Source organism: Flavobacterium sp. 20NA77.7 (genome assembly GCF_031326205.1).
Taxonomy (GTDB): domain Bacteria; phylum Bacteroidota; class Bacteroidia; order Flavobacteriales; family Flavobacteriaceae; genus Flavobacterium; species Flavobacterium nakdongensis.
Genome location: NZ_CP133721.1, coordinates 1,902,629 through 1,928,901, shown reverse-complemented (window position 1 = coordinate 1,928,901; position 26,273 = coordinate 1,902,629). Strand labels below are relative to the sequence as shown.

Genomic DNA, 26,273 nt, shown 5'->3' with positions numbered 1-26,273 from the left:
TAAAGATTATTTAATTAAAATGTTTCTATACATGTTTAGGTTTTTTAAGGCCATTCCTGTTCCTCTTACTACCGCTCTTAGCGGGTCTTCAGCAATGTAAACCGGTAAATCTGTTTTAAGAGAAATACGTTTGTCTAAGCCTCTTAGCATAGAACCACCGCCTGCTAAGTAAATTCCAGTATTGTAAATATCTGCTGCTAATTCTGGAGGAGTTTGTGATAACGTTTCCATAATTGCATCTTCGATACGTTGGATAGATTTATCAAGTGCTTTTGCGATTTCTCTATAAGACACTTCTACTTGTTTTGGTTTACCAGTAAGTAAGTCACGTCCTTCAACAGACATATCGTCTGGCGGGGTGTCTAAATCTTCTATAGCGGCTCCAATTTGAATTTTAACTTTTTCAGCTGTTGTTTCACCCACAAACAAGTTGTGTTGTGTTCTCATATAGTAGATAATGTCATCTGTAAATACGTCACCTGCTACTTTTACTGATTTATCACATACAATACCACCTAAAGCAATAACAGCAATTTCTGAAGTACCACCACCTATGTCCACAATCATATTTCCTTTTGGTTGCATAATATCTACCCCAATACCGATAGCAGCTGCCATTGGTTCGTGTATTAGATAAACTTCCTTACCATTTACACGTTCAGCAGATTCTTTTACGGCACGCATTTCCACTTCAGTAATTCCTGAAGGAATACAAATTACCATTCGTAAAGCTGGTGTAAATAATTTTTTCTTTAAAGCAGGAATACTTTTGATAAACATGCTAATCATTTTTTCAGATGCATCAAAATCAGCAATTACACCATCTTTCAAAGGTCTAATTGTTTTGATGTTTTCGTGTGTTTTCCCTTGCATCAAATTAGCTTCTTTTCCGAAGGCTATAATTTTACCAGAAATTCTGTCTCGAGCTACTATAGAAGGGCTGTCAACAACAACTTTATCATTGTGAATGATTAACGTATTTGCGGTTCCAAGGTCAATTGCAATGTCCTCAGTCATGAAATCAAAAAATCCCATATGCTTTATAAATAGGGTTAGTGTATAATTGAATTATTCAACAGACAAAAATAGGAAAATTATTTGGGATATTTTAAAATAAAAATGCATTAAAACAAAAAGTCTTAATGCATTTGTAAAAACAGGTTGTTTTGTTCGTTTATTAATGCTTGAAATGTCTAATTCCAGTGAATACCATTGACATGTTATTTGCATCGCAATAATTGATGCTTAATTCGTCTTTGATAGAACCTCCTGGTTGAATAACTGCTGTAATTCCAGCATTTTTTGCTATTTCTACACAATCTGGAAATGGAAAAAACGCATCGCTTGCCATTACAGCGCCTGTTAAATCAAATTCAAATGATTGTGCTTTTTCAATGGCTTGTTTCAATGCGTCAACTCTTGAAGTTTGACCTGTACCTGATGCACAAAGCTGTTTGTTTTTTGCGAGAACAATTGTGTTTGATTTGGTGTGTTTGCATATTTTTGAAGCAAATAACAAATCTTCAATCTCTTCTTCGGTAGGACCAACTTTTGTTGCGGTTTTTAAAATTTCTGCCGAATCGGTAACGTTGTCTTTATCTTGAACAAGTAAACCATTTAAGCAAGTTCTAATTTGTTTTTCTGGTAAGTTAACGTCGTTTAGTATTAAAATAATTCTGTTTTTCTTTTCTTCTAATACTTCTATTGCATCTTCATCATAAGCAGGAGCAATAACAACTTCACAAAATAGCTTGTTAATTTCTTCGGCCGTATCGTAATCAATTTTGCTATTAGCAATTAATACGCCTCCAAAAGCTGAAGTGGGATCGCCTGCTAGGGCTTCTAAATAAGCTTCTTTCATTGTTTGACGTGTTGCTATTCCACACGCATTATTGTGCTTAAGAATGGCAAATGTAGGCGCATCATTTTTAAATTCATTAATAAGATTTACGGCGGCATCCACGTCTAATAAATTATTGTAAGACAGTTCTTTACCATTAATTTTGGTAAACATAGCTTCAAAGTTTCCAAAGAAAAACCCTTTTTGATGAGGGTTTTCACCATAACGCAAAACTTGACCATTTGATTCGCTTACTTTTAAATACGTTGCATCTTCATTGAAATAAGTAAAAATGGCACTGTCATAATTTGAAGAAATATGAAATGCTTTTGTAGCAAGTAAACGTCTTTGTTCTATAGAAGTAAATCCATTGTTTTCAGTATAAAAATTCAAAAATTCAGCATATTCTTGAACAGAAGCCACAATAACTGTGTCTTTGAAATTTTTTGCAGCAGCTCTAATTAGTGAAATACCTCCAATATCTATTTTTTCAATAATTTCGGGTTCACTAGCTTGAGAAGCCACTGTTTTTTCAAATGGATATAAATCTACAATAACTAAGTCTATTTGAGGAATGTCAAATTCTTGCATTTGTGCTACATCACCTTCGTGATCTTGTCTGTTTAAAATACCACCGAAAATTTTTGGATGCAACGTTTTCACTCTTCCTCCTAGTATAGATGGGTAGGAGGTAATGTCTTCAACGGCTACAACAGGAATACCTAATTCTTTGATAAAAATTTCTGTTCCGCCTGTAGAATAAAGTGTTACGTTGTTTTGATGAAGTGCTTTTACAATTGGTTCTAATCCTGTTTTGTCAAATACAGAGATTAAAGCGGCATTAATTTTTTTTAAATTTGTCATTGTGTTGTTGTTTTCAGCAAAAAGTTAGTTGTTTCTGCTTTTTTAGTAGTTAAGTTTTGTTTATTACACTGCAAAAGTAATTATACAATTTTAAACAGTCAAATGTACAAAGAATAAGTTATTATAAAGTTGTAACAACTTTTAAACAATAGCTACTTATAGAGTAAGCCAAATGAATTATGTTATTATATATTAGATTACTAAAAGAAAGTTTGAGTTTTGCATTGAATGCATTACGTAACAATAAATTGCGAACCTTATTGTCTTTATTAGGTGTCACAATAGGTATTTTTTCTATTATTGCTGTTTTAGCTGCGGTAGATTCTATGAAAAAAAATATTGAAAGCAGTATAAGCGGTATGGATAAAAATACCATTTATTTGTTTAAATATTCTTTTGGCCCAACAGATGTAGAGCAATGGAAAAGAGATCAATTTCCACAAGTTAAATATGAAGAGTACCAATATTTAAAAAGAAATTTATCTGGCGTTGATCAAATGTCTTATAATATGTTTACTCGAAATGAAAGTATTAAATATGGAGATAATATAGTAACGTCAATACGAGTAAAACCATCAACTAACGAATTTTTTGATATTGAACCTTTTACAATAGAAAAAGGACGTTTGTTTAATGAATCAGAATCTAATTCGGGGGTTCCGGTTATTGTTATTGGAAGTGATGTTGCCGAAGGATTGTTTGAAACAAATGATCCAATAGGTAAGCAGATTCGTTTATATGGACAGCGTTTTAAGGTTATTGGGGTATTAAAAAAACAAGGCCAAGACACTTTTGGAGATAGTAATGATATTGCGGTGTTTTTTCCGGTAAACTTTTTACGAAAAATGTATGGAGATAACAATAAATCGTTTACGCCTGCTATTTTAATAAAACCTGAAAAAGGGATAGATATTGAAGAATTGAAGGCTGAATTAACACAAAAACTTCGTTCATATAGAGGCTTGAAACCAGATGATATTAATAATTTTTTCATTAATGTGTTGTCTGGATTTACTGATTTTATTGAAAATATTACAGGACAAATGAATGTTGCGGGATGGGTATTGAGTGGTTTTTCGTTATTAGTAGGAGGTTTTGGAATTGCTAATATTATGTTTGTCTCTGTAAAGGAACGCACAAATTTAATTGGTATTCAAAAAGCACTTGGTGCAAAAAATAAATTTATATTGTTTCAGTTTTTGTTTGAAGCTGTTATTTTATCTCTATTTGGAGGTATTATAGGCATGTTTCTAGTTTGGCTTATTGCAATAGTGCTTACGTATGCCGTCGATTTTGATTTTGTACTTAGTTTTACTAATGTATTAATTGGGTCAGGATTAGCAATCTTTATTGGGTTAATTGCTGGAATTATTCCCGCTATTTCTGCCTCAAGATTAGACCCGGTAGAAGCTATACGAACGGGAATGTAAAATAATAAAAAAGCGGAGTTTTAAAACCCCGCTTTTTTTATAAATTATATTTTAGACTAAATATTAAATAACGTGGCTGTACGTAATAACTCGAGAAGTTTGTAGAACCCCCCAGAGCATTGAAACTACTGTCATTAATACTTGTTGTATTTAATAAATTTGTAGCATTGATTTTATATTCAAATTTACTGTCTTTCTTTTTATAGCTTAACGAAGCGGTAAGAAAATCATATTCTGTATTAACTGTTTTTGCTTTATTTCTATTATGGTAAAAACTATATTCAGATGTAAAAGAGAAAGCATCTAAAAAATAATACTCTAAGGTAATAGAAGGATTATCTACATAATAAACTTGACTTTGAAAATCATTAATAGTATAGTCATAATTGAATTCTAAATTAGGTAAGTTTTTAAGATTTGTAGAAAAACTGAAACCATAATTTTGTGTAAAAGATTTTGTTGTTTGATATTGAGCAGGATTGTTAGTTGGATCAGTATCATTATCTGGTAAGATACGAATATTGTTATTTTTTGCCCAAGAAAGTTGCGCATTAACATCTGCTTTGAAATATCTTAAAAATGAACGCCCATAACTTCCAAAACCAGATAAAGATTCATTTGGAAAATTTGAAGGCATATTCACAGAAGAAGATACTTGATTTACACCAGTTAATAATGCTTTATTGGTTATTGTATTAACTTGTTTAGTATAGGTTAAATTGGCGAAAATATTTTCAAAATTAAACATACTATATTTAAAGAAACGTAAAGAATGCACGTGAGATAATGAATTTTCTAAAAATCTATTTCCACTAAACAAGCTATTATAATTAGAAAACACATAGCCTTGAGCTAATTTATTAATATCTGTAAAACTATTACTCATGGAATAGTTGTATGTAAGTGTTTGTGATTTTTTAATTTGCCAAAGTGCATATACATCTGGTAAAAATCTATTGAAACTCATTTTGTGAGATGAGTTAAGTTGAGTGTCAGCTGTGTTAAATTGATGAATAGTAAAACCAGGATTAAATGTAAATTTTCCGGTCATAAATTTATAGTGTAAGCCTAAAAATACATCATTAAATTTATACGTAACTTGGTTGTTGTTTTCCGGAGCAGTAAGATTATTGGTTGTTCCGTTATCTAAAATTTGATAAATTGAAGAATTAAAATTTTGATACGAATAGGTGTTTCCTAAAGTCACATTAATGTTGCTTTTTGGGGTAACCATGTAATAATAATCTAATTTAGTATCTGTTTTATTTGTTTTAACAAGTCTGTTTTGATTGCCATCATTTCGTGTTTGGCTTGTATTGTATCCATTTAATTGTTGAAAAATAGAAAAAACGGGAATTCCTTGTCCATTCAACTTTGCTAGATTAGCCTGATAAAGTGGGTCTTCTTCTTGAAATAAATTTTGCATTTCAAAAGAGAAAACATTTTTATCATTAAGTGTGTAATAGTAATTCAAATTTTGATTTATTGCTAACGGTTTTTGTTTTTTCACCGTATAAATATCGCCTTGTAAACTTGAAACTGTACTTTGATTTTCCAGTTGATTAGAAGTTTTTATCAAAGCATCATAATCAAAATGAACTTTTGTTGAAGGGACATAACTAGAACTTATTTTGAACAAACCTAAATCGGTGCTTTGTAAGGATTTATCTGTTTTGTTTTCAGTAACTGTAGTGGGTGTGCCATTGAATTGATCTACACGATTGTAAATGTTTTCAGTAAGCAAATTTGTTTTGTTGTAGGAATAAATTCCAAATCCACTAATTGTCCATGCTTTTGAAGGATTATAACTGAAGTTAGCAGCGCCAAACTTTGCATCTATTTCTTTAGCACGATTATTTCGCATTCCCATGATCCCTAAATCATTTGAAGAAACATTAAAAGTACTTCCGCTTTTACGAGTCATATTTTTAAACCCGCCAGTAAATTTGAAATAATCTTGCATGGTTAAAGGTAATTCTCCAATATTATTAAGGTTACCAATAACGTTTACACTGTATTTTGGGCTATAAAAGAATAATTTGGGGTTAAATATATGACGATCTAATTTGTTGCTAAAACCTCCGCCAGCAGTTACATCTCCAAACCAAAAATTCTTTTTACCCGCTTTTAGTTTAATATTTATCGCTACATTTTCTTCATTATTTTCAAGACCTTTCAAATTAGAAACTTCATTATAATTCCTAAGTACTTGAATTTTATCTAAAGCATCTGCAGGGATATTTTTTGTGGCAATTTTAGTGTCTCCATCGAAAAAGTCTTTTCCTTCAACCATGACTTTCTGTACTTTTTTGCCCTCAACTTCAATTTCTCCGTCTTTGTTAACTTCAACACCCGGCAGCTTCTTTAAAACGTCTTCTAATTTTTTTTCTGTTCCATTAGTGAACGAATCTGAATTATAAATTATGGTATCACCTTTAATGGTTACAGGCATTTCTTTTACAATTTCAACAGCTTCAATTTCATTGTTTTCTTTCAAAGCTATTTCAAGTGAAATGTTTTGGTTTGCCGTTGTAATTTTTTTCTCAAAAGGAGCATAACCAATGTATCCTGCTTTTATAAGATATTCGGTATTTGGCTTTAGATTTAATGAAAATTTACCTTTGTCATTTGTAATGTTATAGGCGTCCATGGCTTTTGTAGTTTGATTGATAGCCATTACGTTTGCTGTTTCTATTACAGCACCAGACGCATCTTTTACTGTTCCTTCTAGTTTAATATTTTGTGCGCTTACTACTCCTGAAAAGATAAAGGCAAATATCAGTATAAGTTTTTTCATGTTACTTCAAATTTAAGTCGCCCTAAAGCGACTTTTATTATTTAATTTATCTCCCCATTCTAAATTGCATACTACCTCTTCCACCAGGACCGCCACCCATTTCTCTAAACTCTTCCATTTTTTTTAGTATGGTGTCGTCAAATTCTTTTTGAGTTACTTTATCGCCACTTGTTGGGGCTTTAATTTCTACTTTTTCTTTGATGTTAAGTGCTAGTTTAGAGCAAAGAATATTCGTTTTTCCATCATTTACTTCCATAATTAATCCAGGTAACCCCCAATAGCCTTCAGGTCCTTGATTAATTGGGATTTCAGGACAATACCAAGCCGTAATAGTAATTTCTTTTGGTAAATTAACTTCGTCTAAAAAATTTGTTTTTTTAACTTTTTCAGTATCTGTTTTTGTTTCACCTTCTTTACTAGTAGTTTCAGTTTTTTCTTCGTCTTTTTTTTCTTCTTTTCTTCTAAAGTTTCTGAAATCAGTTTTGCTAGGTTGTGTTATTGCCGTTGCTTTAAAACAAGTATAATCACCAATTTTTTTTGTTTCTTGAGACAATACCCATTCATATTTTGGCAAAGAATCTTTAATTAAAAACTCTTTTCCAAAAACTTCTTTGTCTACCGTATATGTTTTTTCTTTTACATTTTTGTAATACGTGCCACCGCCACCCATCATAGAGGTCATCATGCGCATACCCCCTCCTTGGCCTGGAGCATCTAATTTTTCTTCTTCTTTATAAATAGACGCCGATTTATCAAAATTTAAAATGAACGTTTTTTCGAATGCTTTTTTCATTCTTTCCATAATTTGAGTTTTCATTTCTGGAGTAATATCTTTATTTCCTTCAAAGTTTTTAGCAAATTCAGCGGTTGAAGTTTTAGATTCATACACTGCCATACCTTGAAAGTCTTTTTGTGCTAAGGCGGTAAAACCTGTTAAGCTTAAAATAACGAAAACTATTTTTTTCATACTAAATGGTGTTTTTTGCTTGTTAGACTATAAAATAATGAAATAGTTACACTCATTTTTGTTATTTTTGTGTTAATATTGTTTATATGATTAAATATTTAATTTTTTGTTGTTTTTCTCTGATGCTTCAAGCGCAATCTTTTCAGCTAATTTTGCAAGATAGTGTTACGGTAGATTTTGATGAATATTGGGGGCAAGATGCAGTGCAAAATAAGTATTTTTCAACTCAAAATACGATTTATAAAGTAACCCCAACAAATACATTTTTATATACTTCAAACTTAGGAGGTAAGCTTTCACAAGTAGAATGTTTTAATGCATTACATACCCTTTTATTTTTTAAAAACACAAACAAAATTGTTGTGTTAGACAATCAATTTAATGAAATCCAAACAATACTATTTAAAGATATAGTGGTTGATTTTGTTAAGCCTGCTTCTCAAAACGAATGTTGGTTTTTAGATAGTCTAACGCAAAAAATGGGACTCTATAATTTTTCAACAGCTACCATACGGTGGATTTCTCCCGTAATGACATCGCCCATTAAATATATCTATTCAAATTATAATTTTTTAGTTTGGGTAAATCAAAATAATGAATGGTTTCAAATAGATAAATTTGGAAAAATAATTTATTTAGGAGAAGTAGAAGATGCTGCTGCTACTATTTTTATCACAGAAAAAGAGCTGTTTTTTACCAAAAATGAGCAGTTATATGTGTTACTTGCAAAGAAGGGACAAGTATTTGCTTTAGGTAGTACGAAAAAAATGATTAAAAAAATTTTCTATCAAAATGGAATTTTAGCTATTTTTACAAACTCATTACTAACAAACTATAAATTAAAAACTCAATAAATGCATATAGCGATTGCAGGAAACATTGGTGCCGGAAAAACGACTTTAACAAAATTATTATCTAAACATTTTAAATGGGAAGCTCATTTTGAAGATGTGGAAGATAATCCGTATTTAGATGATTTTTATCACCAAATGGAACGATGGAGTTTCAACTTACAAATATTTTTCTTGAATAGTCGATTTAGACAAATTTTAGATATGAGAAAATCAGGAAAAAATACTATTCAAGATAGAACCATTTATGAAGATGCTTTTATTTTTGCACCCAATCTTCACGCTATGGGACTCATGACAAATAGAGATTATACAAACTATAAATCTTTATTTGATTTAATGGAAGATTTAGTAGGGCCACCAGATTTATTGATTTACTTACGAAGTTCAATTCCAAATTTGGTCAATCAAATACATAAACGAGGTAGAGATTATGAAAACTCTATTTCTATTGATTATTTGAGTCGATTGAATGAAAGATATGAAGCGTGGATTCAAACGTATGACAAAGGAAAATTAGTCATAATTGATGTAGATAATATGGATTATTTAAATAATCCCGAAGATTTGGGGACTATTATTCAAAAAATTGACGCTGAAATACACGGATTATTTTAAAAAATTTAAACGCCTCAATTGAGGCGTTTTTTATGCTTTATTCATTCATGGCATCAAATAAAGAAAATATCTTAGTTTCTTGAGTTGGTTTTTGCGTCTTAATGATTTTTGGAATTCCGGGCACTAAATCAAAATAGTTTTCTTCAAAAAAAGCACTATTTGCTTCTAAATACACATTTTTTGCAAGTGTATTTGTTTTAAGTTCGATAAGTGTTTCGCCTACAATATTAATTTCAATAGTTGGTTTTTCAAGTTGTAACTCTTTAGGTTTTACAAAATAATGATACGCAACGGTTTTTTTATGATTACTCGTAAATGCTAAAGCTAATACCGTTTTTTCTTTTTTGAATTTTGGCAAATCAACATTCGAAATCTGCATACAAGTTGTATTTTTTTCTACGTCCAAAGTACATTCTTTTGAAGCAGTCCAAAGTTCTTTTCCAGAAAAATCAATCAATTTAGCAGCTAAAGTTCCAGATATTGCTTCTAGATTATCGTTACTTCCTATTATGGAAAATCCATTCTCATTTTCTGTTACCGCTAAAAATATCGGAGCAAAACTTTCTTTGACTTGGTAATGCGCCGCTTTCCAATTGCCGTAATAATCCAAAGTACTCCATGAAGTCACAGGCCAACAATCGTTTAATTGCCAATATAAAGATCCCATGCAATAGGGTTTCGCTAATCGGTGCGCTTCAATTGCGATTTTCATTCCATGAGCTTGTAGTAATTGCGAAACATAATTGTATTTTTCCATAGAAGTTGGCACAGGAAAATCTCGGGTCATGTATTCTGTAATTGTTTCAAAACCAGTAGGATGTTTTTGATGATTTTTAAACGCTTTTGAAGTAAAATTAAAATCTTCTTTAGCAATTACTTTTTGAAACGTTTCTAAATTTGGCATACTTTGAAATCCATATTCGCTCATAAATCGTCCTACTTTTTTCTCATACATTTCAAACGGTTCTTTGCCCCACCAAACGCCCCAATAATGCGAATCGCCTTGTGTTAAACTTTCTTTTCTACCCCAACCAATTGAAGGTGAAGAAGGCCAATACAGATTTTTTTCTTTGGATAAAAGACTATCTAATGTTTGTGGAATCATTTCATGAAATACTTTTTTGTAATCGTTCCAAATTTGAGTCGAATCGGCTTTTGAATAATTAAATTGTTTTTGCCAACCCCAATTGTGCCACCCTTCATCATTCTCATTATTGCCGCACCAAAGTGCAATACTTGGATGGTTTTGTAAACGATTTACATTGTCTATGACTTCTTGTTTTATGTTTTCTATAAATTTTTCATCACCCGGATACATCGCGCAAGCAAACATAAAATCTTGCCAAACTAAAATTCCATTGGCATCACAAGCATCGTAAAATTCGTCATCGGCATACACGCCACCGCCCCAAACACGAATCATATTCATATTGGCTTTTCTCGCGTTTTGAATGAGTTGCTGATAATTTGTTGATGTTTGGTTTGGCAAAAAACTGTCTGGCGGAATATAATTTGCCCCTTTCATAAAAACTGGTTTGCCGTTTAATTTGAAATAAAAGCTTGTGCCAAATTCATCTTTATCTTGCACTAATTCAATGGTTCGTAAACCTATTTTAAGTTCTTTGTTATCTATGATTTTTCGACTTTGTTCCAATGAAAAATGAAATTCATATTGATGTGGAAACCCTAAACCATTACACCACCAGCGTTTTGGGTTCGAAATTTCATAATGCATTTTTACTTTATTCGTTCCTTTTTTAAGATGAAATGTTTCTAATTTTTCATTAATTTTTAGTTGAATTGTTTTTACTTCCGAAACACAAATTTCAGTTGTAAATTCTAAAAGGGCATTTTGGTTATTCAGCTCAACCTGGCGGTATTTTATATTTTCAATTTTGGCTGAATTCCAAAATTTCAATTGTACTTTTTTCCAAATGCCAGCGGTTACAAATCGTGGACCCCAATCCCATCCAAATTGATATTGTGCTTTTCTTACAAAAACACGTTCTTTTTCAGGTAACGTATAAGGTAGTTTTGAAGCTTCTACTTTTCCTTTTTGAACGGCTGATAGAAATACAATTTTTAAATGATTTTTTCCTTTTTTAAGATGATTTTTCGCTGAAATTGTCCATTTTCGAAACATATTATTCGCTTCTAAAATCAGTTTCCCATTAATATAAATAGTAGCATAAGTGTCTAAACCATCAAATTCTAATTCGATATTTTCATTGGAAATTTCTTTTTCAGATAATGAAAAAGTGGATTCGTATTCCCAATTTTCATTTTCAATCCATTGCAATTGTTTTTCATTGGCTCCGTAAAATGGATCAGGAATTAATTGATTTTCATATAAATCGGTGTGAACGGTACCGGGAATAGTTGCCTTATGTTTTTTTGTTTCGTTTTGCTTATTGAATGTCCAGTTTTCAGTCGACAAATTGCGATAGGAAGTCTGTGCTGAAACCGAACAACAAACTATAATCAAAAACAAGAATATTTTTTTAAACATAAAAGTCATATAAGTTATGAAATTGAAAGCGTCAAATTAAAGAAGTTAATAAAAGTTTTTTTACCCCTAAATTTGTCATTCCGCTAGGAATCTCTTTTAATGAACGATTTTTGAATTTTATTTTTTAAACATATAAGGCACATAAGTTAATTTAAGATTGCAGTTTATTCTTCAGTTCGATAATTTCATTCGAATTTGCAATTTCTGTTCCATCGGTTATAGCAGATGAATGATACCAATTTGCATTGACGGTTTGATTCAATTCTGAAATATTGGTTGAACGCAAGCCGCCACCTGGCATAATTTCGATGCGATTTTTTGCTTGTTTAACTAATTTTTTCAAGACTTCTTTTCCTTCCATAACATTAGAAAATGTACCTGAAGTTAATAGTGTTGAAAATCCGCAAGTAATAACATCTTCCAAAGCTTGTTCATACTTAGCAACAGCATCAAAAGCTCTGTGAAAAGTACATGGAAATGGTTTTGCCAATTCAACTAAAGCTTTATTTTGTTCGATATTAATAGTTTTATCTTTATTCAAAATCCCAAAAACAAATCCGTTAATGCCAAGTTTCTTGATAGTTTCGATTTCCAATTTCATATGCTCTAATTCTGCTTTTGAGTAAACGAAATTCCCGCCTCTAGGACGAATCATTATATATAAATCGATAGTTAGATTTTTTCGAGCTTGTTGAATAATTTCGGTTGACGGTGTAGTTCCATCATCTGAAATATTAGCACACAATTCGACTCTATCGGCACCCGCTTTTTGAGCTAGTAATGCAGATTCGAGATTGAAACAAGCGATTTCTATATGCTTCATTACTAGATTTTTATTTTCACTTTTTTAAAATTACCATTTTCATCTTCATTCCATTTATCCTCACCAATTAAATAATATTGATTTTTATCTTTTACAATTCTATTTTCAAAATCCTTATGATCTGAAACAAATCCCATTGTTTTTTTAAGTTCTTTCCATTTATTATTATGAAAAGACCAAACGGAAATATAATTCCACCAACCTTCGTGTGTTCTTGAAAAAATAATGATTTCATTGGCTCCATCAAAATTCAAATCTTCAGTTTTTTTGATAAATACACCAAAACTTTGTCCCAATTCTATTTCAGGAATACTATTTGAAAAACTAATTATCATATCACTATATTCGTTTTGTTGATTGAAATTTACGAATGCCGTATCTTGAACTTTATCGTTATTAATATCACCTACATAGAAACTCTGTTTCTCTTCTGACGTTTCTTCTAACTTATTAGTTTCAGTAATAATCTCTTTGTTTTTAATTTCACAACTAAAAAAAATCAAGCCAAACATTAAAAAAAGTAGTTTCATAAATTATTTCAAAAAGTAATTAGCATCTATTAATTTATTTCCAGTTGCATCATGAACGGCATAATTGAAACCGCCTTGTATACAATAGGAGCCATATTCTCCTTTTTTATTCAAAGCAATAAATCCAACTTGAATGTCTTTTAATTCTTTGCCTCGATTTTTAGTTAGTTTTACAATTCGCATTACCGCTTCTTCACAAGCTTTTTGAGGAGACAAACCTTGTCGCATTAATTCTACCACCAAATGGCATCCTGTAATTCGAATGACTTCCTCGCCGTGCCCTGTTGCAGTTGCAGCACCAATTTCATTATCTACGTATAACCCCGCACCAATAATTGGAGAATCGCCTACACGACCGTGCATTTTAAATGCCATGCCGCTGGTTGTACACGCACCTGATAAATTTCCATTTGCATCTAAAGCAATCATTCCGATGGTGTCGTGGTTTTCGATATTTGCAATGGGTTTGTATTGGCTGGTTTTTAACCAATCTTTCCATTCTTTTTCGGATTCTTCAATTAATAAATTTTCTTTTTTAAATCCTTGTAAAAGGGCAAATTGTAATGCTCCTTTTCCGACCAGCATCACGTGTGGTGTTTTTTCCATAACCGCACGGGCGACAGAAATAGGGTGTTTGATGTGTTCCAAACAAGCTACTGAGCCAATATTTGAAAATTCGTCCATAATACAAGCATCAAGTGTTACCTTACCATCTCTATCAGGACGGCCGCCATAACCTACGCTGCGTTCATTTGGATCGCCTTCTGGAATTTTTACACCCGCTTCTACGGCATCTAAAGCACGTCCATTTTTGCTTAAAATTTCCCATGCGGCTTCGTTTGCTTTAATTCCAAAATTCCATGTAGAAAGAACAATTGGTTTTTGTGAAGGTTTTAATTCAATTTTATTTTCAGCCGTTTCAGTCGCGTTTTTGAAACTTGCAAGCGCCAATCCAGCCGTGGCTAAAGCGGTTTTCTTTAAAAAATTTCGTCTATTAGTCATGTTATTTTATTCTGTGAAAGAAGTTTTTCTATAATTGATGTTGTTGTTTTTTAGCCAATTTTCTTGTGCTTGTAAACGGGTTTTAAAATCAAGATAATTTTCTGGTTTTGCGGTTCCCCATAAAACTTCAGCCAGCGCGGACATTCTTGGCATAATCATATATTCAACTTGTTCTGTAGTAATAATGTATTCTGTCCAAACATTTGCTTGTGCACCTAAAATATACTTTCTTTCTTCTGCATTGAGTTCGTCAGGCATAGGATTAAAATTATATACTTTTTCCAAAGATGTAAATCCACCAATGGCTAATGGTTCGTTTTCTGCTTTTCCTTGGTAATGATCAAAGTAACAATGTGAGCCGGGTGTCATCACTACAAAATGTTTTTGTTTGGCAGCTGCAATTCCACCTTCGGTTCCGCGCCAGCTCATAACAGCTGCATTTGGTGCTAATCCGCCTTCTAGAATCTCATCCCAACCAATAATTTTTCGACCTTTACTATTTACAAATTTTTCGATTCGTTGGATAAAATAACTCTGTAATTCATGCTCGTCTTTCAATCCTTTTTCTTGCATTAGTTTTTGACAATGCGAACAGGATTTCCATCTTGTTTTTGGGCATTCATCACCACCAATATGAATGTATTCAGAAGGAAATAAAGCCATTACTTCGGACAGCACATTTTCTAAAAACGTAAAAGTTTCTTCTTTAGGGCAATATACATCATCGAAAACGCCCCATTTTTTTCCTACTTCAAAGGTTCCACCCGTACAAGATAATTCGGGATAAGCAGCCAATGCAGCAAGTGAATGTCCAGGCATCTCAATTTCAGGAATAATTGTTATGTGTCGTTGTGATGCGTAAGCGACTACTTCTTTAATTTCTTCTTGGGTGTAATAGCCTCCATATTTTATGTCATCAAATTTTTGGTCGCTGTATTTTCCTGTCATGGAGCCATTTCGCCATGCGCCAATCTCTGTTAGCTTGGGATATTTTTTAATTTCGATGCGCCAACCTTGATCTTCGGTTAAATGCCAATGAAAGGTATTCATTTTATAATGCGCTAAATAATCAATGTATTTTTTGATAAACGTGATAGGGAAGTAGTGTCTGCAAACATCAAGATGCATGCCACGCCAAGCATACATGGGTGTATCGATTATTTTTAAACCTGGAACGGCAATTTTGTTCTTTTTTTCAAATGGAATAAGTTGCAATAGCGTTTGAATGCCATAAAAAAGACCTTGATTAGTAAAAGCCGAAATGGTAATTTTTGAATTGGAAACAACTAATTCATAGTGTTCTTTATTGAAATTACTAGAATTGGGCACTTCTAATACTAGCTGAATGGATTTTGAGCTATTTGTTGAATTGATGTTTAAATTTAATTCGGTTTGTGTTTTTATAGCTTCTTTAAGATAACTTGCTTCAAAGGAATTTGCATCAGCTTGAATGCATGTTTTGGGAGTAATATAAAAACTAGATTTTTTTAAAAATACGTCTTGCGGTTTTGGAATAATTGCAATATCTGTTTGAGAAAAGCTCAATGAGAATAGAAAAAATAATAGAAACGAATAGATTATTTTCATGTGTATTTATTTATGTACAGGATAAATATACAAATAAATTACATAAAAAAAAGCCTCATTTCTGAGGCTTTTATTATAATTGATGTAGAAAACTATTTCAATCCTTCTACTTTAGCTTTTACTTCGTCTAGTGATCCTTCAAAAATTTGAACATTTACATTGCCTTTTTCAGATGTAGTTACTGTGGCTTTTGCTTTTCCGTTTACATTTTTAATTTCAACTTTTACATTTTTGTCTGAATCTTTTGAACAACATGATTTTTCTTCTTCTTTTCCAATGAATTTACCATTCGCATCATAATGAGCCATACACATTGCTTTTTCTTCAGCAGAACAGCCTAATGAATCACACATTTTTGCACATTCATCTTTTGTCATTGTAGCGCATTTTGTCATGTCGCATTTTCCCATGTCTGAAGTACATTTTCCATGCATTTCAATAACGGTACATTTTATTTCTTTTTTGGTTCCTTCAGCATGACCTCCTAATATAGGTGCGATTACCAATCCAATTAAACACGTTAATTTGATTAAAATATTCATTGATGGACCAGAAGTATCTTTGAATGGATCTCCAACAGTATCTCCAGTTACAGCTGCTTTATGCGCATCAGACCCTTTGTATGTCATTTCTCCATTGATTTCAACACCTGCTTCGAATGATTTTTTAGCGTTGTCCCAAGCTCCACCAGCATTGTTTTGGAATACCGCCCACAGTACACCTGAAACCGTAACTCCAGCCATATAACCACCTAACATTTCAGCGATTAATTGATTATCATCAGCATATACTAATTTTCCTAAAAGAACAATTGCAATTGGGAAACCAATCGTTAAAATACCTGGTAACATCATTTCGCGTAACGCAGCTTTAGTTGAAATTTCCACACATTTACCATATTCTGGTTTGCCCGTTCCTTCCATAATTCCTGGAATTTCTTTGAACTGACGACGTACTTCATATACCATATCCATTGCAGCTTTTCCAACAGAATTCATTGCTAATGCAGAGAACACTACTGGAATCATACCTCCAACGAATAACATTGCTAATACTGGCGCTTTGAAGATATTAATACCATCAATACCTGTAAACGTAACATAAGCAGCAAATAAAGCTAACGATGTTAACGCAGCAGAAGCGATTGCAAAACCTTTACCTGTTGCAGCTGTTGTATTTCCAACTGAATCTAAAATATCTGTACGAGTACGAACTTCTTTTGGTAATTCACTCATTTCAGCAATTCCTCCTGCGTTATCAGAAATAGGTCCGAATGCATCGATTGCTAATTGCATAGCTGTTGTTGCCATCATTGCAGAAGCGGCTAAAGCTACACCATAAAAACCTGCAAAAGCATACGAAGCCCAAATTGCTGCTGCGAATAATAAAACGGTTGGGAAAGTAGATATCATACCTGTAGCTAAACCAGCGATTACGTTAGTTCCCGCACCTGTAGATGATTTTTGTACAATTGCCAATACTGGTTTTGTTCCTAATCCTGTATAATATTCTGTTACTGATGAAATAACTCCACCAACTACTAAACCAACTAGTGTTGCAAAGAAAACACGCATAGAAGAAACAGCAATTAAGCCTTCTCCATAAAATTCCATTTGCATTTTGGCTGGTAGTAAATAGTCAACTAAGAAATAACAAGAAATAGCTGTTAATATAATTGAAACCCAATTTCCTTTGTTTAACGCACCTTGAACTTGTGCTTCTTTAGCATCATCACTTGAAATTTTTACCAACATGGTTCCAATGATAGAGAATAAAATTCCAAAACCTGCAATGGCCATTGGTAATAAAATTGGTCCGATACCACCAAAAGCATCATCAATTTTACCTCCCATATCTTTAATTACATAATTTCCTAACACCATAGCCGCTAAAACCGTTGCTACATACGAACCGAATAAATCCGCTCCCATACCTGCTACGTCACCTACGTTATCTCCCACATTATCAGCAATAGTAGCTGGATTGCGAGGATCGTCTTCTGGGATTCCTGCTTCTACTTTACCAACTAAATCAGCACCTACATCGGCAGCTTTGGTATAAATACCACCACCCACACGAGCAAATAATGCAATAGATTCAGCTCCTAGAGAGAAACCTGCTAATGTTTCAAGAACTATGGTCATTAACTCAGTAGGAGATTTTTCTACACCATTTATCATTGTAGATTCCCATACTCCATTCATAAAATAATGGAAAAAGATAATGAAAAATGCGGTTAATCCTAAAACTGCTAAACCAGCAACTCCAAGCCCCATTACCGTTCCACCGCCAAAAGAAACTTTTAAGGCTTGTGGCAAACTAGAACGTGCAGCTTGTGTTGTTCTTACGTTGGTTTTAGTAGCGATTTTCATTCCAATATTTCCTGCATAAGCAGAAAAAATAGCACCAAAAATGAATGCAACAACAATTAAAATATGTGTAGTAGGAACTACAAAAGAAATTCCTGCTAGTATTAAACTTGCTCCAATTACGAAGAAAGTTAATAATTTGTATTCTGCTTTTAAGAATGCTAAAGCACCTTCATAAATGTAATCTGAAATCTCTTTCATTTTACCGTCTCCGGCGTCTTGTTTTAGCACCCAAGATCTTTTAATTGCCATGAACAAAAGTCCAAGAACTGCCATAATTATTGGCACATAAATCATAATTGTATTCATAATTAAATAGTTAATTTAGTTTTTAATTTGAACAAATTTAAATAAAAAAGGCAATTATCCTAAAGATAATTGCCTTTTTTAGTGAATTTATTTGAAATTTATTTTATACTAAATAGTCCTTCAGGTTTGTTTTCTATGTTGTTAAAACGTTCAACACATTGTCTTAAAATTTCTCTTGCTTCTTTTACGTCACCCCAACCGTGTACATCAACTTGTTTGTTTTCTAAGTCTTTATATACTTCAAAAAAATGTTCAATTTCTTTTAACAAATGAGGATTTACGTCTGATAAGTCATTTAATTTGTTCCAAATAGGATCTGAAACAGGCACACAAATTACCTTTTCATCTGGTCCTTTATCATCTGCCATGTGAAATACCCCAATTGGTTTTACTTCAATTACACATCCTGGAAATGTAGGTTTAGTTACTAAAACCAAAACATCTAGTGGGTCGCCATCTAGCGCTAACGTTTCAGGAATAAATCCATAATCTGCTGGATACATCATTGACGAAAATAACATTCTGTCAAAACGCATTCTTTTTAAATCAAAATCATATTCATATTTGTTTCGGCTTCCTCTAGAAATTTCTACCAAAACATCAAATGTTTCTACTTTATCTGCTGTCATTATTATTTGTTTTTTCAGGTGCAAATTTAGGGAAAAGTTAGGAGTTGAAAGTTGGGAGTTTGAAGTTTTTCTATATTCTTGATTTAGTACATAAAAAAATACATTAACGATAAAAAAATTGCATAAAAATTATGAAATTTGGAATGTCGAAAAGTTAACGATTGCGTTTCTTTAAATAATGATGCCATAACAAATAGGTTGCTAAGGAACGATAAGGTTTCCAATTAGTAGCATGAAGTTCCATTTCTTCTAAAGATTCGGTTTGAAATAGTTCTCGCATGGTGTGTTGTACGGCGATATCTCCAATTGGAAAAACGTCTTTCTTTTGTAAACAGAACATTAAATACACTTGAGCGGTCCATTTTCCAATTCCTTTCAATTGAATTAATTCATTATAAACTTCTGTTTCAGTTTTAGAATGGAAACTTTCTAAGTCAATTTTATTTTTTTCTATAGAACGGGCTAAATTTTTGATATAACTTATTTTTTGACGGGATACGCCACATGCTTTCAGTTCTTCATCAGAAGTTTGGAGTATTAATTGTGGTGTGAAACCATTTAAATAATTTTCAATTTTGTCATAACAAGCTTTTGCAGAAGCAATGGAAACTTGTTGTTCCAATATTAATTGAGAAAGCGCAATAAAACCCGATGCACGAATAGTTATTGTTGGATTTCCGTAGGTGTCAATTATTTCTTGAAACTTAGGTTCGAGTTGGAGTATTTTTGATAAATCATGAATCATAAAAAACAAAGAATTTCGATTAACGAATTTTGAATTATGAAGTTTTAAAATTAAAAATAGAATCCAAAACCTAGGCGGATAGTAAATTTTCTAGCATCCGGTAAGTCAAAATAACTTCCTCGCCATGCGCAATCAATTCGAGCTACTTTAAAAATATTTCCTATTCCCGCATGGTATTCGAAATACCCATCAACAGGAGCAATGTAATTTAACCCTGAAGCGTTAATAGCTTTGTTTTCGGATGAAATTGACCCATAAACAGCTTTGAAACCTATTATTTCTCTCCAATTTAATTTTCGCAACATGGGAACTCTTGAAAATAAACGACCATTAAAATTATGTTCAATATGTAATGAAGAGTATTGATCTGCAACAAAGTCGTAATAATTGAGTAGGTTATACGTGTTATCAATAATAAAATAGGATTGATTTCCAGGAATGATTCCCATCAATCCTAATGGAACAGTGCCAAATGTTTTTCCTACCTCTATTGTGGTAAATAATCTTCCAAAACCTCCAATTAATAAAGGTTGACGATAAAATAATTGTAGTTTAGAATAGCTAAAATCACTATCTAGAACGCCTTTTAGCCCTTGTGAATAGTTAACAAAAAAGCGCGGATAATTTAAATCTACTTCAATTCTATCTACACCATAGCCTACCATTTTTCGATTAGGTGTATAGTCAATCATGAAATTAATCTCAGATTGACGCACTTTGTTAGCGGTAATTGTTCGATTGGCATCGGCAAAATAGTCTAATTTAAAAGTTGACGATGCAGATTCTAGTGTGCGGTAGGATAAAGTACTTTGGAAAACTAAATTCTTAACAGGTTCAATTTCAAATCCAAGCGTTGTTAAATTCACATGCGTTAATTTGTCGTTAATACCAGAAGAAAAATAAGAAGATGAAGCAAAACTTCTTCCTAAAACATCATTAGAAGTGGTTAAACTTACGCCCATTTGCTCTACATCTCTTCGGTTTCCGAGAGAAACGATAAATCTATTTTTTTTATTAAACATGTATTTTCCAAGAATTCCATATTTAAATTTTTGGTCTTTAAATCCATAGGCGGTGTAACCTTGTACACGCCATTGATCATTTGGTCCAAAATAAGTTCGACCGCCTAATCGAATGCGATAACCTTCCACATCATTAAAACCAATAGTTGAAAAAAGCGGACCAATATCAAAATTCTTTACTTGAACATAGCCACTTCCTAAAATAGATACTAAATTATAAAAACGCTTAAATTTGGGTACCGTTTTTAAAGTGTCGAGCATCTGGTAAATGCCTTTTTCGTTCGAATTGAGGCTTTCAAATCTATTTTCGTTCCAATACTCTTCGGATTTAGTATATACTTCTTTATCAAATTCATTTACCGTTTCTCTATAAAATTTTTCATCCTTTTTAGTATTGAAGTCATGATTTTTAAAGAGAGTAGTTCGTTTACCATACATACCACTGGATTTTTCTTTTTTTGTCAAAGCAAAATCAGTCATCATGTGGTCCCGTTTTAATAAAAATACCGAATCATTTAAAACATCAAATTCTTGCTCAATATAAATATCTCTAACCCAGTTAATATTTGCACTTTTACTTGCTTCTAAGTTGATGCTTTTAATAGCAAAGGTGGAATCATTTACCCAAAAATCACCTTTAAAAGTAAGTTCGTTTTTTCGTCTAGGATAATATACAATATTGTAGCACCATTTTTTATCTATAAAAGTACTATCTGCTAATACATAGTTGTATACTTGAATACCAGTCCGCGACAAGGGACTCACAAAATCTTTATCAAAGAATTTTAAGTAATTATTGTAAATATCATATTCTGCATATAAATCTTTTAAAAAGGCATTTACACCATCATTATTTGCGTTACCAAAACCGGAATATTTATTCGCTTTTAAAATTTCTTTATCTTTTTTGTTAACATTATCGCTATACACTTCACTAATGGTTTCATTAATAAAAATAGGCAAATAGTTTTTTCCTGTTATTCCAGACGTATCCACGTGTTTAAAGATAAATTCCATACCTTTAAATACTTTATTTTTCATAAATGTACTGTCAATAGAATTGATGTCAAACTCTATTTTTTCATATTTTTCATAATGGTATTGGTCAAATTGACGCAACCCATTTTTCTTTTTTCGTTCCCAAATTTTTCGCAGTATATCAATTGCCGGATTATTTTTCTTTGATGTTTTGCCAGAATAGATTTTCACTTCTTCTATTTCGTTATCTGTAGCAAGTGTAATTTTTAAATCATAATTATGAATGCCTGTCAATGTGATTTCTTTGGATTTGTATCCTAAATTTGAAATTACAATAATGGAATAATTTTTCTTTGATTCTAAATAAAATTTACCATTTTCATCAGTCATTACCCCTTCGGCTGAATTTTTAAAGGCAATAGTTGAATAGGAAATAGGATTGTTTTTTTCGTCAATTACAACTCCGCTAACCTTGGTTTGGGAAAAGGTTAGGGTTGAGAATAACATTAGTAGGGCAAGTATTTTATTCACAGTTATTGGGTTTTAAAAAAAAACTTCACCTAGATAGATGAAGTTTCAAAGGTATACTAAAAATTATTTTTTTTATTTGTATAAAACTTTTTTAACAGCTTTGATTACATCTTCACTATTTGGTAACCATTCTTTTAATAATGTTGGTGAATAAGGCGCAGGTGTGTCCGCTGTAGTAATTCGTTGTACAGGAGCGTCTAAATAATCAAATGCTCTTTCTTGAACCATATACGTAATTTCTGAAGCTACAGAGGCAAATGGCCAAGCTTCTTCTAAAACGACTAATCTATTTGTTTTTTTAACGGAGTTAATAATACAATCGTAGTCCATAGGTCTAACTGTGCGTAAATCAATAATTTCGCAAGAGATTCCTTCTGTTGCTAAAGTTTCAGCAGCAGTTAATGCTTCTTTTATGATTTTACCAAAAGAAACAATAGTAACGTCTGTACCTTCACGTTTAATATCTGCAACTCCTAGTGGAATAATGTATTCTCCATCTGGCACTTCTCCTTTGTCTCCATACATTTGTTCTGATTCCATAAAAATTACAGGATCATTATCTCTAATAGCAGCTTTCAATAGGCCTTTTGCATCATAAGGTGTTGAAGGAACAACTACTTTTAATCCAGGGGTATTAGCAAACCAATTTTCAAATGCTTGCGAATGTGTTGCGCCTAATTGTCCTGCAGAAGCTGTAGGGCCTCTAAATACCATTGGCATAGGAAACTGCCCTGCAGACATTTGTCTCATTTTAGCGGCATTATTGATAATTTGGTCAATACCTACCAGCGAAAAGTTAAACGTCATAAACTCTACAATTGGTCGGCAACCATTCATGGCAGAACCCACTGCAATACCTGCAAAACCTAATTCGGCAATAGGCGTATCAATAACTCTCTTTGGTCCAAATTCGTCTAACATCCCTTTTGATGCTTTGTAAGCACCATTATATTCAGCAACTTCTTCACCCATTAAATATACCGATTCGTCACGACGCATTTCTTCGCTCATCGCTTCACAAACTGCTTCTCTAAATTGTATTGTTCTCATTTTGATGTTTTTCCTATTAATCAAAGGCAAAAATAATAATTTTTTAATGAGTAAATGAAGTTCCGATAGTTTTTTTGTGGTATTTTTACTAAAACGTTTTCTTTGATAACTTTTTAGTAAATCTATTTTTTACGCTATACTTTTTTGATTTTAATCAGAATTAAGAGCTTATTTTTATAAAATTCATATTTATTATGCACGCATAGTTTTAGTTAAAACATTTTTTTGTAATTTCGTAGCATCAATAAAAAATAGATAGAATAATGAAAATATTAGTTTGCATCAGTCACGTACCTGATACTACTTCAAAGATTAATTTTGTGAATAATGACACAGAATTTGATACGAATGGCGTTCAATATGTAATCAATCCAAATGACGAATTTGGATTAACTAAAGCCGTACTTTTAAAAGAACAACAAGGTGCACATGTAACTGTTGTTAATGTAGGAGGAACAGATGCTGAAGCTACATTAAGAAAAGCATTAGCTATTGGCGCTGATGAAGCTATCCGAGTAAATGCAACAGCGATAGATGGTTTACAAGTGGCTAAAGAATTAGAAAATGTAGTGAAACAAGGCGGATATGACTTAATCATTGCAGGAACAGAATCTATTGATTATAATGGTGGAATGGTACCAGGGATGTTAGCAGGATTACTTGGATGTAATTTTGTGAATGCATGTATCGGTTTAGAAGTTGCTGGAAGTTCCGCTACAACAATTAGAGAAATTGACGGTGGAAAAGAAACAGCTTCTGTGGCATTTCCGCTAGTTATTGCTGGAAAAAAAGGCTTAGTAGAAGAGAAAGATTTACGCATTCCAAATATGAGAGGAATCATGACTGCAAGAACTAAAGTTTTACAAATTGTAGAACCTGTAGCTACAAGTGCAGCTACAAAATCAGTTAAATTTGAAAAACCAGCGGCAAAATCTGCTGTGAAATTAGTTAGCGCAGATAATTTAGACGAATTAGTAAACTTGTTGCACAACGAAGCGAAGGTTATTTAGTATTCAGCTTTAAGTTTCAGTTTCTAAACACATAACGATAAAATTTTTCAACACATAAACTTATAAAAACATGTCAGTTTTAATATATACAGAATCAAACGAAGGAAAATTCAAAAAAACATCTTTTGAAATTGCTTCTTATGCAAAAAAAGTAGCAGACTCACTAGAAACAACTGTTACGGCTGTTACAATAAACGCTTCAGATGTTTCTTCATTAGCAACTTTTGGTGTTAGTAAAGTGGTGAATGTTACAAATTCAGACTTGAATACTTTTCATGCAAGAGCCTATGCAGATGTTATAAAACAAATAGCAACAAAGGAAAACGCAAAAGTTATCGTTTTTGCTTCAACTACAGATAGTTTACATATTGCTCCTTTAGTAGCTGTAGGTTTAGATGCAGGTTTTGCTTCAAACGTGATTGCATTACCAGAAAACACTTCACCTTTCCAAGTAAAAAGAAATGCTTTTTCAAATAAAGCCTTTTCAATTACTGAAATGACTACAGATGTAAAAGTATTAGGTCTTTCCAAAAATTCGTTTGGATTAGTAGAAGTTCCGGTTTCGTTAACAGAAGAAGCTTTCACACCAACATTTTCTGATGCAGATTTTGGTGTAAAAGTGACAAATGCTGAAAAATCAACAGGAAAAGTAACCATTGCCGATGCCGAAATAGTTGTTTCTGCAGGTAGAGGATTAAAAGGCCCAGAAAATTGGGGAATGATAGAAGAATTAGCTTCTGTTTTAGGTGCAGCAACTGCATGTTCAAAACCAGTTTCAGATATTGGTTGGAGACCACATAGCGAACACGTAGGTCAAACAGGAAAACCAGTAGCTGCAAACTTATATATTGCAGTAGGAATTTCGGGAGCCATTCAACATATTGCTGGGATTAATTCATCGAAAGTGAAAGTAGTTATTAACACTGATCCAGAAGCACCTTTCTTTAAAGTGGCTGATTATGGGGTAGTAGGCGATGCTTTTGATGTTGTGCCAAAATTGATTGAAAAATTAAAAATATTCAAAGCAAACAACGCATAATTTTTTATATATTGTGCCCACAAAGGGCTATCTAAATTAAGTTAGTAATAGCTTTGTTTAGATAGCCCTTTTTTTAGTGCATTTTTTGTACATTAGTACACTTTTTTGAATAATGATTTAAGATAAAATGAGTTTAGTTAAGCTAACAATTAAAGGAATATCGTATAGCCAAACCCAAAATGGTGCCTATGCTTTACTGCTTAATGAAGTAGATGGCGATAGAAAATTACCCATTGTTATTGGAGCTTTTGAAGCACAATCCATTGCTATTGCTCTAGAAAAAGAGATCAAGCCACCACGCCCTTTAACCCATGATTTATTTAAAAGTTTTGCGGATAGATTTGATATTGTCATCAAACAAGTTATTATTCATAAACTAGTTGATGGGGTGTTTTTTTCAAGCATCATTTGCGAACGCGATAAAATTGAAGAAATTATTGATGCGCGCACTTCAGATGCTATTGCATTAGCTTTGCGTTTTAATGCACCTATTTTTACCTACAAAAATATATTGGATAAAGCAGGAATATATTTAAATATGAATCCGACGGAAAATAATCTTGAGGACGTAGATAATGATGATGTACTTTCTACTCCGGAAACTTTCGGAATTCCTAATGAAAAACCAAGCGATGTCTATGCAAATTATTCCACCAATGAATTGTATAATTTATTAGAAGAAGCAGTTCAAAATGAAGATTATGAAAAAGCTGCAAAAATTAGAGACGAAATTGATAAAAGAGAACGAAACGATAAATTGACCAACTAATTAA

Annotated in this window: 20 protein-coding genes; 6 read left to right on the top strand and 14 right to left on the bottom strand. The window is 32.3% G+C overall.

Annotated elements, in window-relative coordinates; genetic code table 11:
- Window positions 1-6: 6 nt before the first annotated feature.
- Together RF683_RS08675 and purH are read right to left on the bottom strand one after the other, a co-directional pair.
- On the bottom strand, window positions 7-1,035 hold the full coding sequence (locus RF683_RS08675; protein ID WP_298660670.1) for a rod shape-determining protein: 1,029 nt from the start codon (window positions 1,033-1,035) through the stop codon (window positions 7-9).
- Between the two features lie 142 nt (window positions 1,036-1,177).
- Complete coding sequence (gene purH, locus RF683_RS08670; RefSeq protein WP_309531904.1) at window positions 1,178-2,704, bottom strand: bifunctional phosphoribosylaminoimidazolecarboxamide formyltransferase/IMP cyclohydrolase; 1,527 nt, start codon at window positions 2,702-2,704, stop codon at window positions 1,178-1,180.
- A gap of 179 nt (window positions 2,705-2,883) precedes the next feature.
- On the opposite strand from purH, the gene RF683_RS08665 reads away from it, so the two are divergent.
- On the top strand, window positions 2,884-4,134 hold the full coding sequence (locus RF683_RS08665) for an ABC transporter permease (RefSeq protein ID WP_309531903.1): 1,251 nt from the start codon (window positions 2,884-2,886) through the stop codon (window positions 4,132-4,134).
- Window positions 4,135-4,171: 37 nt separating this feature from the next.
- Here the strand turns inward: RF683_RS08665 and RF683_RS08660 are convergent, their stop codons facing one another.
- Both RF683_RS08660 and RF683_RS08655 read right to left on the bottom strand, forming a co-directional pair.
- Window positions 4,172-6,931 (bottom strand): carboxypeptidase regulatory-like domain-containing protein, encoded by a 2,760-nt coding sequence (locus RF683_RS08660; RefSeq protein WP_309531902.1) that lies wholly within the window; start codon window positions 6,929-6,931, stop codon window positions 4,172-4,174.
- Between the two features lie 46 nt (window positions 6,932-6,977).
- On the bottom strand, window positions 6,978-7,898 hold the full coding sequence (locus RF683_RS08655; protein ID WP_309531901.1) for a GLPGLI family protein: 921 nt from the start codon (window positions 7,896-7,898) through the stop codon (window positions 6,978-6,980).
- An 86-nt stretch (window positions 7,899-7,984) separates the two neighbouring features.
- Here RF683_RS08655 and RF683_RS08650 point away from each other — a divergent pair, with 86 nt between their 5' ends.
- Together RF683_RS08650 and RF683_RS08645 are read left to right on the top strand one after the other, a co-directional pair.
- On the top strand, window positions 7,985-8,752 hold the full coding sequence (locus RF683_RS08650) for a hypothetical protein (RefSeq protein WP_309531900.1): 768 nt from the start codon (window positions 7,985-7,987) through the stop codon (window positions 8,750-8,752).
- The gene (locus RF683_RS08645) at window positions 8,753-9,367 is read left to right on the top strand and encodes a deoxynucleoside kinase (protein WP_309531899.1); all 615 of its coding nucleotides are present in this window, start codon (window positions 8,753-8,755) and stop codon (window positions 9,365-9,367) included. It abuts the gene before it with no gap.
- Window positions 9,368-9,404: 37 nt separating this feature from the next.
- Here the strand turns inward: RF683_RS08645 and RF683_RS08640 are convergent, their stop codons facing one another.
- The 10 genes from RF683_RS08640 to RF683_RS08595 form a co-directional block, all read right to left on the bottom strand.
- The gene (locus RF683_RS08640) at window positions 9,405-11,876 is read right to left on the bottom strand and encodes a beta-mannosidase (RefSeq protein ID WP_309531898.1); all 2,472 of its coding nucleotides are present in this window, start codon (window positions 11,874-11,876) and stop codon (window positions 9,405-9,407) included.
- Window positions 11,877-12,027: 151 nt separating this feature from the next.
- A complete protein-coding gene (locus tag RF683_RS08635) occupies window positions 12,028-12,699 on the bottom strand; it encodes a copper homeostasis protein CutC (protein ID WP_309531897.1) in 672 nt (223 codons plus the stop codon).
- A gap of 2 nt (window positions 12,700-12,701) precedes the next feature.
- Window positions 12,702-13,229: a hypothetical protein gene (locus RF683_RS08630; RefSeq protein ID WP_309531896.1), complete on the bottom strand. Its 528-nt coding sequence runs from the start codon at window positions 13,227-13,229 to the stop codon at window positions 12,702-12,704.
- A gap of 3 nt (window positions 13,230-13,232) precedes the next feature.
- Window positions 13,233-14,231 (bottom strand): isoaspartyl peptidase/L-asparaginase family protein, encoded by a 999-nt coding sequence (locus RF683_RS08625; protein WP_309531895.1) that lies wholly within the window; start codon window positions 14,229-14,231, stop codon window positions 13,233-13,235.
- Between the two features lie 6 nt (window positions 14,232-14,237).
- Window positions 14,238-15,818 carry a beta-N-acetylhexosaminidase gene (locus RF683_RS08620; protein ID WP_309531894.1) on the bottom strand — a complete coding sequence of 527 codons (1,581 nt, stop codon included), beginning with the start codon at window positions 15,816-15,818 and terminating at the stop codon, window positions 14,238-14,240.
- 92 nt (window positions 15,819-15,910) lie between these two features.
- On the bottom strand, window positions 15,911-18,496 hold the full coding sequence (locus RF683_RS08615) for a sodium-translocating pyrophosphatase (protein ID WP_309531893.1): 2,586 nt from the start codon (window positions 18,494-18,496) through the stop codon (window positions 15,911-15,913).
- A 98-nt stretch (window positions 18,497-18,594) separates the two neighbouring features.
- Complete coding sequence (locus RF683_RS08610; protein ID WP_309531892.1) at window positions 18,595-19,125, bottom strand: inorganic diphosphatase; 531 nt, start codon at window positions 19,123-19,125, stop codon at window positions 18,595-18,597.
- Window positions 19,126-19,279: 154 nt separating this feature from the next.
- Window positions 19,280-19,870, bottom strand: coding sequence for a DNA-3-methyladenine glycosylase family protein (locus RF683_RS08605; protein ID WP_309531891.1), 591 nt, complete (start codon window positions 19,868-19,870; stop codon window positions 19,280-19,282).
- 50 nt (window positions 19,871-19,920) lie between these two features.
- On the bottom strand, window positions 19,921-22,377 hold the full coding sequence (locus RF683_RS08600; protein WP_309533165.1) for a DUF5686 family protein: 2,457 nt from the start codon (window positions 22,375-22,377) through the stop codon (window positions 19,921-19,923).
- A 96-nt stretch (window positions 22,378-22,473) separates the two neighbouring features.
- Window positions 22,474-23,451: a pyruvate dehydrogenase complex E1 component subunit beta gene (locus tag RF683_RS08595; RefSeq protein ID WP_309531890.1), complete on the bottom strand. Its 978-nt coding sequence runs from the start codon at window positions 23,449-23,451 to the stop codon at window positions 22,474-22,476.
- Window positions 23,452-23,714: 263 nt separating this feature from the next.
- On the opposite strand from RF683_RS08595, the gene RF683_RS08590 reads away from it, so the two are divergent.
- The 3 genes from RF683_RS08590 to RF683_RS08580 all read left to right on the top strand — a co-directional run bounded on the left by RF683_RS08590 (window position 23,715) and on the right by RF683_RS08580 (window position 26,269).
- Window positions 23,715-24,461 carry an electron transfer flavoprotein subunit beta/FixA family protein gene (locus tag RF683_RS08590; RefSeq protein ID WP_309531889.1) on the top strand — a complete coding sequence of 249 codons (747 nt, stop codon included), beginning with the start codon at window positions 23,715-23,717 and terminating at the stop codon, window positions 24,459-24,461.
- A 70-nt stretch (window positions 24,462-24,531) separates the two neighbouring features.
- Window positions 24,532-25,500, top strand: a complete 969-nt coding sequence (locus tag RF683_RS08585; RefSeq protein WP_309531888.1) for an electron transfer flavoprotein subunit alpha/FixB family protein — start codon at window positions 24,532-24,534, stop codon at window positions 25,498-25,500.
- Window positions 25,501-25,627: 127 nt separating this feature from the next.
- A complete protein-coding gene (locus RF683_RS08580; RefSeq protein ID WP_309531887.1) occupies window positions 25,628-26,269 on the top strand; it encodes a bifunctional nuclease family protein in 642 nt (213 codons plus the stop codon).
- The last annotated feature ends 4 nt before the right edge of the window (window positions 26,270-26,273 follow it).